At 60.0% G+C, this 12,009-nt stretch carries 9 protein-coding genes; 4 read left to right on the forward strand and 5 right to left on the reverse strand.

Going from position 1 to position 12,009, the window contains the following annotated elements:
- Window positions 1-94 precede the first annotated feature (94 nt).
- Entirely contained in the window at window positions 95-844 is a 750-nt protein-coding gene (locus BFR47_RS09220; protein WP_071472792.1) for a siderophore-interacting protein, read from the forward strand.
- Window positions 845-1,236: 392 nt separating this feature from the next.
- Here BFR47_RS09220 and BFR47_RS09225 read toward each other — a convergent pair whose 3' ends face one another.
- Window positions 1,237-2,343: an FAD-binding oxidoreductase gene (locus BFR47_RS09225; RefSeq protein WP_071472793.1), complete on the reverse strand. Its 1,107-nt coding sequence runs from the start codon at window positions 2,341-2,343 to the stop codon at window positions 1,237-1,239.
- Window positions 2,344-2,638: 295 nt separating this feature from the next.
- Between BFR47_RS09225 and BFR47_RS09235 the strand changes: the two genes are divergently transcribed.
- Window positions 2,639-3,913 (forward strand): aromatic ring-hydroxylating oxygenase subunit alpha, encoded by a 1,275-nt coding sequence (locus BFR47_RS09235; protein WP_071472795.1) that lies wholly within the window; start codon window positions 2,639-2,641, stop codon window positions 3,911-3,913.
- A 129-nt stretch (window positions 3,914-4,042) separates the two neighbouring features.
- Here BFR47_RS09235 and BFR47_RS09240 read toward each other — a convergent pair whose 3' ends face one another.
- The 3 genes from BFR47_RS09240 to BFR47_RS09250 form a co-directional block, all read right to left on the reverse strand.
- Window positions 4,043-4,270, reverse strand: a complete 228-nt coding sequence (locus BFR47_RS09240) for a hypothetical protein (RefSeq protein WP_071472796.1) — start codon at window positions 4,268-4,270, stop codon at window positions 4,043-4,045.
- A 224-nt stretch (window positions 4,271-4,494) separates the two neighbouring features.
- Entirely contained in the window at window positions 4,495-6,441 is a 1,947-nt protein-coding gene (locus tag BFR47_RS09245; RefSeq protein WP_071472797.1) for an acetoacetate--CoA ligase, read from the reverse strand.
- A gap of 226 nt (window positions 6,442-6,667) precedes the next feature.
- Entirely contained in the window at window positions 6,668-7,150 is a 483-nt protein-coding gene (locus BFR47_RS09250; RefSeq protein ID WP_071472798.1) for a thioesterase family protein, read from the reverse strand.
- Window positions 7,151-7,335: 185 nt separating this feature from the next.
- Between BFR47_RS09250 and BFR47_RS09255 the strand changes: the two genes are divergently transcribed.
- Entirely contained in the window at window positions 7,336-8,292 is a 957-nt protein-coding gene (locus BFR47_RS09255; protein WP_071472799.1) for a GlxA family transcriptional regulator, read from the forward strand.
- Window positions 8,293-8,305: 13 nt separating this feature from the next.
- On the opposite strand, the gene BFR47_RS09260 is transcribed toward BFR47_RS09255, so the two are convergent.
- Window positions 8,306-9,160 carry a LysR family transcriptional regulator gene (locus BFR47_RS09260; RefSeq protein ID WP_071472800.1) on the reverse strand — a complete coding sequence of 285 codons (855 nt, stop codon included), beginning with the start codon at window positions 9,158-9,160 and terminating at the stop codon, window positions 8,306-8,308.
- A gap of 131 nt (window positions 9,161-9,291) precedes the next feature.
- On the opposite strand from BFR47_RS09260, the gene BFR47_RS09265 reads away from it, so the two are divergent.
- Window positions 9,292-11,820, forward strand: coding sequence for a CoA transferase (locus BFR47_RS09265; RefSeq protein WP_071472801.1), 2,529 nt, complete (start codon window positions 9,292-9,294; stop codon window positions 11,818-11,820).
- The last annotated feature ends 189 nt before the right edge of the window (window positions 11,821-12,009 follow it).

Raw genomic sequence — 12,009 nt, forward strand, 5'->3', positions numbered from 1 at the left:
AACTAAACTGTTATAGTTGATTTTATCAACCAGTTTGGCGTTGCGCAATTTTTTCTGCTCATCGCTTAAATATTCTTGTAATACAAGGTGATACATGAGCAAACAAGTCCGCAAAGCCAGGGTGCTGAGTACGGAACAAATTACACCGCATCTACAACGTATTACCGTCGGCTCTGACGAATTCAAAGGGCTCACACCCGCGTACACCGGCAATTACGTCAAAGTGCTGATCCCCCGGGATGGTGCAACCGATGCCGAGCTGAATGTGAAAACGGCGTATATGCGTTCCTATACCATCAGGCATGTAGACCCGGCCACGGGCGCGCTTACGCTTGATTTTGTGATTAATATGCACCAGGGCCCCGCCACCGACTGGGCAAAGGCGGCAAAGGTCGGCGATAACCTGGCCATAGCGGGCCCGGGCCCGAAAAAGCTCGATAACCTCAGTCATTCACATTATGTATTGCTAGGGGATTTAACCTCGGTTAATGCCATTAAAGCGTACCTCGAACAACTGCCCGCCAGTGCCAGAATTGATGCCTTTGTGCATGTACCTACCAAGCAGGATATTATTGATCTGAATACATCACGAGCCGTCAACTGGGTGGTCACCCACACACCGGATACCTGTATGTCGAGTGCATTAAATAACCTGGAGTGCACCGCGCAGGCGCCTGTCGTTTTCATGGCGCTGGAGGCCGGACTGGTGCGCAAGCTGAAAACAAGGCTGGATGAGCAATACGCCATACCGCGCGGCAATATCGTGGCGTCGGGCTATTGGAAAAAAGGGCTCAACGCCGAGCGGTACAAGCAACAGCGCCAGCAAGAAGCGGAGGCGGTATGAATGTGCCGTCAAATCATGGTCGTAAAAAACTGGCCTGGGCATGGGCCCGGGCCAGTAAAAGTGGACCGACCTTATCAAACAGCATGCCTGTCAGGCATGCGTTGATAATGTCATAAGGCGGTTTGGCCATATTGCCCGAAAGCGACACAAGTCATTGTTTTAATGACGGAATAATCAATATGAAAGGTGCTTTTTCCGGGGATGTGGCGAGTGTCGGGTCATCGAGGTAATGGGGGCGCTGGTGCCTGACCGGCGTTCGGTTGAGCCGGGGAGGCGACCATGGTGGTTGTCGCGGTGTAACTCAGGCGGGGGATGGGGGCGTGAGGGCTTCCATTCCATCGTGCGCCGGGGCACATCGGGAATGGAAGCCGGGAGGGATTATGAAGCGATGCTTAGAACGCCACTTCCACATTGCCCTTGGGTACGCTGCAGCAGCTCAGCACGTAGCCTTCTTCGATGTCTTCGTCAGTGATGCCGCCGTTGTGCTCCATGGTGACTTCTCCCTTCACTACCTGCACCTTGCAGGTACCGCAGATACCCATACCGCAGGCCTTGGGAATGTGCAGGCCCACCTGGGCGGCGGCGCTGTGCAGGGTTTCGCCCGGCATTATCTCTACCTGCAGATCGCTGTCCTGGAATGACACGGTCAGCCGTTCCTCGGTACGCTCCAGCTCCTCGGCCAGCTCGACCGCATCACGGACCTGCTCTTCGACGTCTTCGGCCACATCGACCGGCGTGGCGCCGAAGCTTTCCTCGTGGTAGTGATCCATCGGGAAGCCGCTGTTCTGGAGCAGGGTACGTACCGCTCTCATGTAAGGAGCGGGACCACAGCAGAACACTTCCCGCTCCATGAAGTCCGGGGCGATCAGGGCGAGCATGGAGCCGCTCAGATATCCCTTGAAGCCGCTCCAGGTTTCGCCGATGTCGGTACGTTCACAGATCAGGCTGAGGTGGATGTTGTTCAGTCGGGAGTCCATGTGCTGCAGCTCCCGGTAGAACACCAGATCCTTGGGCGTGCGGGCACTGTGCACGAAGTGGATGTCCACGTCGGCATTGGTGTCGAACCACCAGCGGGCCATGGACATCACCGGGGTGATGCCGACGCCGCCGGAAAGCAGCAGCACCTTGTCATTGGGGAAGTCGATACAGTTGAAGTTGCCGACCGGGCCATGGACCGCCAGGGCGTCGCCCTCGTTGAGGTTGTCGTGCAGCCAGTTGGACACCTCGCCGCCGGGCACCCGCTTGACGGTAATGGAGAAGCTGTAGGGCACGGAAGGAGAGGAGGCGATGGTGTAGCTGCGCATCACCGTCTGTCCTTCGATTTCCAGCTCCAGAGTCACGAATTGTCCCGGTTTGAAGAAGAACAGCAGGGGGCTTTCTGCGGTAAAACAGAAGGTCCTGACGTCCCAGGTTTCCTGGATGACCCTGACACACCGTACCGGATGGCGCCCGTTACTCCAGGTCTGGGTATTGATGGGTGAGATAAAATCCTGATTCATCGCTGTTCTCCGTCTCGCTTCGCCAGATTGTCCTTAATGACGGCATTTTTGTGCACTTTGGTCCTTGGCGATTGCCTGAAAACGACATGCAGATGTCTGCCAGCCCCGCTTTTGATCATGAGCAGACGTATATTGGCCGGGGAGGGAGCCGGGAGGTCGGAAATCACCGGCTGTCGAGTCGTTTTCAGATAATCATGAAAGGATGACCTTGGTAAGAATAGGGCCATCCGGTGGGGTTCCATCCTGGGTGTCAGGGACACACCGTTCAACCACAACAGCAAAGGAAGCAGCACACATGGAGCAGACCAGCACCGCATTGTTAGGCACAGCCCCCGGCTTGGGTGAGGCAGTGCAGATGTTGCAGCAGCGTCGTCCCGGCTATTCACTCCCGCAGGCGTTTTACAACAGCCCTGAAGTCTTTGCCGCCGACATGGAACATATCTTCTGCAAGGAATGGCTCTATGTTGGTATGACCTGCGAAATCCCCAAGGTCGGCAACTTCATGACCCTGGAAGTGGGCAACAACCCCATTACCATAGTGCGCAACAAACAGGGCATTCAGGCGTTTCATAACGTCTGTCGCCACCGGGGTTCGCGTCTGTGTACCTCCAGGAAAGGCAAGGTCGCCAAGCTGGTTTGCCCTTACCACCAGTGGACCTACGAGCTGGACGGCGATCTGATCTATGCCGGCAACGACATGGGAGAAAGCTTCAACAAGGCCGACTTCCCGCTGAAGCAGGTGCACACCAAGACGGCGGGCGGTTATATCTTTATCAGCCTGGCCGACAACCCGCCGGAGATCGACGACTTCCTGGCACAGCTCGAGCATTATCTCGAACCCTATGATCTGGAAAATGCCAAGGTGGCGGTGCAGTCCGAGATTGTCGAGGATGCCAACTGGAAGCTGGTGATCGAGAACAACCGCGAGTGTTACCACTGCAACGGCTCGCACCCCGAGCTGCTCAATACCCTGCTGGAATTCGATGACACCACGGATCCCCGTGCCACCGATGCCTTCAAGGCCCATGTGGCACGCATGGCCGAGGAATGGGATGCCGAGAACATTCCCCATGAACATGTGTCGTTCGGACTGCGCAACCGCATGGTGCGTATGCCGCTGGCCGAAGGCAAGGTGGCCATGACCATCGACGGTTCCAATGCCTGTGAAAAGACCCTGGGCCGGGTCAAGAACCGGGAGCTGGGCTCGCTGCGTATCCTGCATCTGCCCAATTCCTGGAACCATGGCCAGAGCGATCACCTGATCACCTTCCAGGTGGTGCCCATCGGTCCGCAGAAGACCAAGGTGATCACCAAGTGGCTGGTACACAAGGATGCGGTAGAAGGGGTCGATTACGACGTGGAAAAACTACGTCGGGTGTGGGATGCCACCAATGCCCAGGACAGAACCCTGGCCGAAGAAAACCAGCGGGGCATTAACTCCATGGCTTATGAGCCAGGCCCTTATTCTGCGACCTATGAATTCGGGGTGGTGAACTTCATCGACTGGTATTCCGATACCTTTATCGAGCATGCCACCGGTCAGACGCTGTCTATCGAGTTACCCGAGTAAGAAACCTGTCGGGGGAGCCAGCGGCTCCCCCTTTGTCAGTGACCTGACACCCTTCCCGGATTATCTGTTGTCACTCCAGCGGGTCTTTCGCCGTCACTTCCGTGCAGGCGTGAGTCCGGTGACCTTATGTTATTTCACGCAGGCATTGAGCACGGCCTGAACCTCCGGGTGCAGCAGCTCCCGCTTGGCCAGCAGTGATGCCAGCCGTTCCTGCCACAGTTCCCGTTCCGGTCCTGCCAGCACTTCGCTCAGTCTGTCACTGCACTCCGCCAGCGTCAGCCGGTTTGATCCTTCCAGCCCCCATGCCTGCAACTGGACACGAAAATCGTCCTGATCCATCAGCTCGGTGATCATCATGGCTTTGTTCTCCTTTAACCAACAATGGCTACAGACTATTCAGCCGGTTTCCGCCCGGCAATAGCTAACTGTCTTTGATGTCGCATTCAGGATAGTGGGCGGCCGGCAGAGTAGCTAACGGGTACGGTTAACCACCCGGTCCCGGCTCTGCCACCCTAAAACGGCGGCGCGGCGGCCTGTAGGGCAGGTCGCCGCGCCGGGCGGGAAGTGTCATCAGCAGGACATCAGCAGGACAGTTGCGGCAGATCCCGGTACAAGGCCAGTGCCTCGGGGTTGGCCAGCGCATCCAGGTTTTTCACCGGCTGCCCCTCCACCGTGCTGCGAATGGCCAGCTCCACCAGCTTGCCGGTCCGGGTGCGGGGGATATCCGCCACCTGGATGATCTTGCCCGGCACATGGCGTGGTGTGGTATGGCGGCGAATGGTCTGGCGGATCTCCTGCTCCAGCGCCGTGTCGAGGTGGTATCCGGGTTTGAGTACCACAAACAGGATCACCCGCACATCGTCCTGCCAGCTCTGGCCGATGGCCACGGCTTCCTGCACCGCGTCGACCTTTTCCACCTGGCGGTAGATCTCGGCGGTGCCGATCCGTACCCCACCCGGATTGAGTACCGCATCGGAACGGCCGTGAATGACCACGCCGCCGTCGGGAGTCAGCTCGGCGTAGTCGCCATGGGCCCAGACATGGTCGAAGGTGCTGAAGTAGGCATCATGGTATTTGCGGCCATCGCTGTCGTTCCAGAAGCCGATGGGCATGGCCGGAAAGGGGCGGGTACAGACCAGTTCGCCCTTGCCGCTTGCCACCGGACGACCTTGGTCCCGGATCTCGACCGCCATCCCCAGTCCCCGGCACTGCAGCTCACCGGCACGCACCGGCAGCACCGGGCAGCCCAGAGCAAAGCACGACAGTATGTCGGTGCCGCCCGAGATCGATGACAGGCAGAGATCGGCCTTGATCTCCCGGTAGACATATTCGAAGCTCTCGTGGGTGAGGGCCGAGCCCGTGGACAGCAGGGTCCTGAGCGCATCCAGCCGGTGACTCTGGCCCGGGCGGACGCCGGCCTTTTCCTGGGCGGCAATATACTTGGCGCTGGTGCCGAAGACGGTGACTTTTTCCTGTTCCACGATATCCCACAGCACCTCCGCCGTGGGGGCGAAGGGGGAGCCGTCGAACAGCATCAGGGTGGCGCCACTGGCCAGGCCACTGAGCATCCAGTTCCACATCATCCAGCCACAGGTGGTGTAATAGAACAGGGTATCCTCGCGCCCGAGGTCGGTATGCAACTGGTGTTCCTTGAGGTGCTGCAACAGGGTGCCGCCCACGCCATGGACGATACACTTGGGTACGCCGGTGGTGCCGGAGGAATAGAGAATACAGAGCGGACTGTCGAAGGCCACCTGGGTAAATTCGACCGTCGTTGCCGCCGGGTCGATAAAGTCATCGAGCAGCACGGCGCCGGGCACCGGACCCAGATCGGGCGCGGTGTCGAGGTAGGGCATCACCACCAGCTGGCAGGGTGCCGGCAGGTGCGGCAGCACCTGCGCCAGGCGTTCCAGCGAGTTGAAGCGCTTGCCGTTGTAGAGGTAGCCGTCGGTGGTGAACAGTATTTTGGGCGTGGTCTGGCCGAAGCGGTCGATGATGCCCTGGAGTCCAAAGTCGGGCGAGCAGGCGGTCCAGACGGCACCCAGGCTGGCGCTGGCCAGCATGGCCACGGCGGTGTCGATGACGTTGGGTACAAAGCCGGCCACCCGATCACCTGCCACCACCCCGGCGCGGCGCAACCCGGCGGCCACCTGCGCTACCCGTCGGTAAAGTCCGGCGTAGCTCAGGCTGTCGCGCCGGCCGGCCTCGTTGCGAAACACCAGCGCCGGCCGATCGTCACGACAGCGCAGCAGGTTTTCGGCGTAGTTCAGCCGGGCCTCGGGAAACCAGCGCGCGCCCGGCATCCGTTCACCATCGACCAGTACCCGATCGCCGCGCACGCTCGCCTGCACCCCGGTAAAATCCCAGATCAGCGACCAGAAGTCTTCCGGCTGTTCGACCGACCAGCGATAAAGCGCCTCGTAGCTATCCAGGTTCACACCGGCCCGTTCGCCAGCCTGCTGCATGAATCGGTGCAGATTGCTGCGCTCGATGCGTTCGGCGTCCGGTTGCCACAGTAGTTTGTTCATCGTCACTACTCCCATTCAGTCCTTGTGGGATTACGCCCGTGGTACCTTCGCGTGATGCCATGGGCGCGCTGATTGTTCCTGTCAGCCACAGTGTGTAATGCTGGCGTTTATTTATTAAGTTTGTTTTTCTTGTGTATTATTTAATTTTTACAATAAATTGCCGCGCTTCGGCACGGCCCCGGATGTCGGTGACATACCGGACCGTTTTGTGAAGGCGGCCCTACATTCAACCACGCGGACGCGTCAGGGCGATGCTGCGTCCGGCCAGTGCCGGCCAGTCGGTGTTACCCTGGCGCTGTTGCAGGGTCGCGACCCGGTCGGCGGTCGCGGGCAGCATGGGCGCGGCGCGATGGGCCGCCATGTCCATGTGCAGCAACAGGGTTTCCATTGCCGCCAGTTCCTCGCCGCTGTCGCCGTGGCGCATGGTGAAAAAGACCCGCAGCTTTTTGGCATCGCTTTCGAGCAGGCGCGCCTCCACCAGCAAGGGTTCGTCCAAGCTCACCTCCTGCAAGTAGTGCACCATGCTCTGCAGCGTATAGACAGATACCTGATGCGCGGCACGAAACGCCTCGTCCAGGCCAATCTGTACCATGAATTCGTCGATGGCCTTGCTGAACACCACTACGTAGCAGGCGTCGTTCATATGGCCGTTGTAATCGATCCACTCGGGCAGGACAGCCCCGTCAAATACCTTGAGTTCAGTTGTCATGTTCAGTCTCTTGTGAAGATTGCACCAGGGTACCTTTTGGACAATACTACCCGGCCTTTTCCGAGTAATTTGCCTGTATCCGCTTATTATTAGCCTTATGGATCAACAGATGATGGAGGAAGGCATATCGCTGCTTGCAGAGCGATATCCGAAAACAACCCTACACCCAAGGACCGAGTGAACCCATGTTTGGAGATCGTCCCCACAGCTACCCTCAGCGCATCGGTTTTTTGCTGGTGCCCGGCTTCTCGTTGTTCGGCCTGACGGCCATGCTGGATCCGTTACGTCACGCCAATCACAGCAGCAACCGCGAACTGTACCGCTGGCAACTGATCTCGGAGCAGGGGGGGGCGGTGCGCAGCAGCGATGATCTGGACATCATGAGTGATACCGGCATCCGTGACCTTTCCGTTTGCGATACCCTGATTATCTGTTCCGGCTACGATCCCCATGCCCGGATCACTCCCGGGCTGCTGGGGTTTATCCGCAAGCAGGCCAGCCACGGGGCCGATATAGGCTGTCAGGACACCGGCGCCTATATTGCCGCCGCCGCCGGCATACTGGATGGCTATCGCGCCACCCTGCACTGGGAAAACCTGGACAGCACCGCCGAGGCATACCCCCGGGTCGATTTCGTGCAGGAACTGCTGGTGGTGGACCGGGGCCGTTTCTCTTGCCCCGGCGCCCTGTCGGGGCTCGACATGATGCTTTATCTGATAAACACCCAGCACGGTAACGGCCTGGCGACCACGGTGTCGGACGAACTGATCTATACCCACAAGCGGGCCCACAGCGATCCCCAGCGCACCTCGCTGCAGAAGCGCCTGGACAGCCGCAACCCGCGGCTGCTTGAGGCCGTGCAGCTAATGGAGCTCAACCTGGAGGAGCCGCTGCGCATCAGCGACATCGCGGCCCAGCTGCAACTGTCGGAGCGGGAGCTGGAGCGCCTGTTTCGCCATTATCTGCAGCAGACCCCCAGCGCCTACTACCGCAACCTGCGTCTGGATCAGGCCCGCTGGATGCTGCAGCAAACCAGCCAGAGCGTGACCGACATCTCCATCGCCTGCGGCTTTGTTTCCCTGTCCCACTTCACCCGCAGCTACCAGCAGCGCTTCAACAAGAATCCCAGCCGCGAACGCTGAGTTGGCATCACGGCTACCATCGGTTATCAACCAACCCTGCCAGATCCTGGAGGGCCTGGTCCAACAGGGCCCGATCCGGCCTGTCGGGTGCGTAGGTGGCGAATATCGGTCGCCTGAACTCCGGCGCACCTGTTACCGGCCACAGGATACCGGCTGTCAGCTGCGGCTCGACCGTACGTGTGGGCAGGTAGGCCGTCCCGCCATTTTTCAGCAGCCAGGGTAGCCCCAGATCGGCCTTGCCGAAGGACAGAAGGCTGTTCTGCAACTGAGGCAGGTGCTCGGAGTGGGCCGCATTGTAGCCCCAGCCCCAGTCCAGGTAGAGATAGTTGTCGACGCTAACCTGATCGAGACGCCTGGCTGCGCTGGATACCATGATCAGGCGATCCTCAAGAACCTGGTCGACCACCAGTCCGGCCGTTGTATCGGCGACGAAGATCAGGCCGATATCCAGTGCCCCCTGTGCCACCTGGCGGACAATCTCGCTGGAGTAGCCTGTCTCCAGGTGAAGCTCCAGTTCCGGATTGCGGTGACGGACGGTACTGCCCCAGGCCAGTAGCAGATCGTTGGCGAGTGCCGAATGCGCGCCCAGGCGCAGAAGCGGGGCGGCGTTGCGCTTCTGGCTGATTTCCAGCTTGGCGCGTATCCAGCGCTGGTGCATCACCATGGCATGGCGATAGAAGTGGCGCCCGGCATCGGTTAACTGCATGCCCCTCGCGCCCCGAATGAACAGCGGTTCACCGAGCTGTTGTTCCAGCTGCCGAATACGTGCACTGACGGCGGATTTGGTCAGGCATAGCTGTTCGGCACAGAGACTCAGCCGTTGCACCTCCGCCAAGGTCAGAAAGGTTTTCAGTGTCTGAATATCCATGGTTCCTGCCTCCGTCACCGATTTTAAGGTGTACAAAATTATCGAACACTCGGGCAAAAATTATCCGATATGCGGCGTTGAATCAATCTCTTAGGATCACACCCATGACAGGAACAACAACCGAGGTGTGTATGAAAAATGTGAACACTGCAAGCAATCGTCCCCTTGCCGGTATCCGGGTAGTCGATTTCGGTCAGTACATCGCAGGCCCGGCGGTCGCGATGATGCTCGCCGACCAAGGCGCGGAGGTGGTGCATATCGATCCACCAGGGGGACCTCGCTGGGACAATCCGGCAGATGCTATTCTCAACCGCGGCAAGCAGCGAATCTGTCTGGATCTTGCCGACGACAGCGATCTGCAGCTGGCCCGGGGGCTGGCTTGTCATGCGGATGTGCTGGTGGAAAACTTCCGTCCCGGCGTCATGCAGCGCCTGGGATTGGGAGCGGACAGCCTGCGTGAGCAAAATCCGGGTCTGGTCTACCTGTCGTTGCCAGGCTTTTCCGCCCGGGATGCCAACTACGCCGGCGTACCCGCCTGGGAAGGCGTTATCGCGGCCGCGGTTGGCCAGTTCACCGATATGGGGCTGAATCGCATCCTGATGGGCATCAACCCCTCCTTCTCTCCTTTGCCACTGGCCTCGGCCTATGCCTCGGTACTGGGTGCCACCGCGGTTACCCTGGCCCTGTTCGCCCGTGAGCGCTTAGGCCAGGGCGATACCATAGAAGTTCCGATTTCCGCGGCCCTGATGGAAGGGCTGGCCTACAATTCGATGCATATAGAGAGCCTGTCCGACCGTTACAAGTCGCCACGCGAAAAGGAAATAGAACGCCGGCGCGCGAGTGGCGAGCCGCTGAATCTGGATTATCGGGATTTGCAGGAGTTTCTCGATCCCTTCTATCGCACCTACCTCTGCAAGGATGGCCGTCCCTTCTATGCCGTCTGTTCCTCTCACCGCCGCCATCCCATCGGCTGCCTGAAGCTGCTGGGTCTGTGGGAGGAGGTCGAGGCGGCCGGCATACCCACTCACAGTCCCTACCTCGACCTTGCCGACTGGCCGCAGGGCGCCGACTGTACCTTACTCTCCTACCCGCTGTCGCGCGACTGGGCCGGGTTTGTCTCCGAGCGGATGAAGGCGGCCTTCAAAACCCGCACGGCCAGCGAGTGGGAACATCTGTTCGGTGAAGCCGGGGTTCCCGGTTGTGCCCACCGCACGACCCGGGAGTGGTTGCATTCGGACCATGCCCTGCAATCACGCAGCATCCTGGAGGTCGAGGATCCGGTGCTGGGCACCATGCGCCAGCCGGGCAATATCTGCTGGCTCAAGGACGACGAAGCGGTAACGCTGAAGCAGCCGGCGCAACGGCCGAACCGGGACCATGCCCCGATCAGGGCCACGCTGCAGCGTTGGCGTGAACGCGGTGACGGACCAGGTGCCGGATCAGCGACAGCACAGGGCTGGCTGGAGGGAATTCAGATCCTGGATCTGACCAATGTCATCGCCGGCCCGACCATCGCCGGCACCCTGGCCCGGTTCGGCGCCGAGGTGATCAGCATTGACCCGCCCCAGCCCGCGCTTGACCCCTGGAACAGCACAGTGTTCGGCATGCAGGCAAATCAGGGCAAGTCCAGCCTGCTGCTCGATCTCAAGTCGCCCCAGGGGCAGGCGGTGCTCGACCGGCTGCTGCCCGATATCGACATTGTCACCATCAACGCCAGCGACGTTCAGCTTGAACGCCTGGGACTGACCGCCGAGCGGCTGCAGCGGGCGAATCCTGAGCTGATCCTGTGCCAGTTCGACGCCTGGGGCGGACCCGCCATCGGCCCGCGCAGCAACCACCCTGGCTATGACGATCTGGTGCAGGCCAGCACCGGCATCATGTGCCGTTTCGGCGGCGGCATGGCGACGCCGGAGGAACACGCCCATTTCGGCACCATCGATGTACTCGGTGGCTATTGCGCCGCGCTGGCCATCGGGGTAGCGCTGATCAAGCGTGCCAGGGGGCATGGCGGCTCCGTGGCCCGTAGCTCGCTGGCCGCGGCCGGCCAGCTGATCCAGTTGCCTTTTATGTACGACTACGAGGGGCGGGGTGCCTTCAATGAGCCCAGCGGTCGCGAGATCAAGGGAGCCCATGCCCTCTATCGCTGCTATGAGGCGGCCGATGGCTGGTTCTTCCTGGCGGTCGACCGAAAGCAACGGGGTGAGGCCTTTGTGGCGTCGCTGGATATGGAGAATATCGACCTCGATGACCATGACGTGCTCGAGGTCCGGCTGGCGGATCTGTTTCGCACTCGGCCACGGGTCCACTGGAAGCGCCTGCTGGGGGCGGCCGACATCGGCTGTCAGCCGTTGGCGACCATGAGCCAGTGGCGCGAGCAGTCGCTGATGACCAGGGCAAGCGGCATCGATCTGGCCGGCCCGGCCAGCGTTGCCTTTATTCGCCACCTTGATCATCCCTGTGGCCGCACCGTCGATTTGATTGCGCCCAATGCGATCCGCCCGCGCCTTGGCAAGGTGACGCTGCCTGCAGCGATGCGCAAGTACGGCAGCGACACCTGTGCCCAGCTGTCGAGACTCGGCTACGGTGCCGCGGAAATCGAGGAGATGCTCGCCGCCGGTGTCGCTGCTACCTCCTGGAGCCGGCATTACCTGCCGGATTGAAACTATTCCGGTCCATTCCCCGGCCTGCTGACGCAAACAGATATCTCGTATCGATTTACGACAACACGCAAAGGTGTTCGTCAATGGGCAATATTAGTGCGGATTTGGGCAAAATTCGAGATCTCAGACGAGTAACTTAGTCATCAACCGATGGCGTGACGGGCATCCGGACTCCCGATCGGTCATTTA

Origin of the sequence: Oceanisphaera psychrotolerans, assembly GCF_001870485.1 — a bacterium.
Taxonomy (GTDB): Bacteria; Pseudomonadota; Gammaproteobacteria; order Enterobacterales; family Aeromonadaceae; genus Oceanimonas; species Oceanimonas psychrotolerans.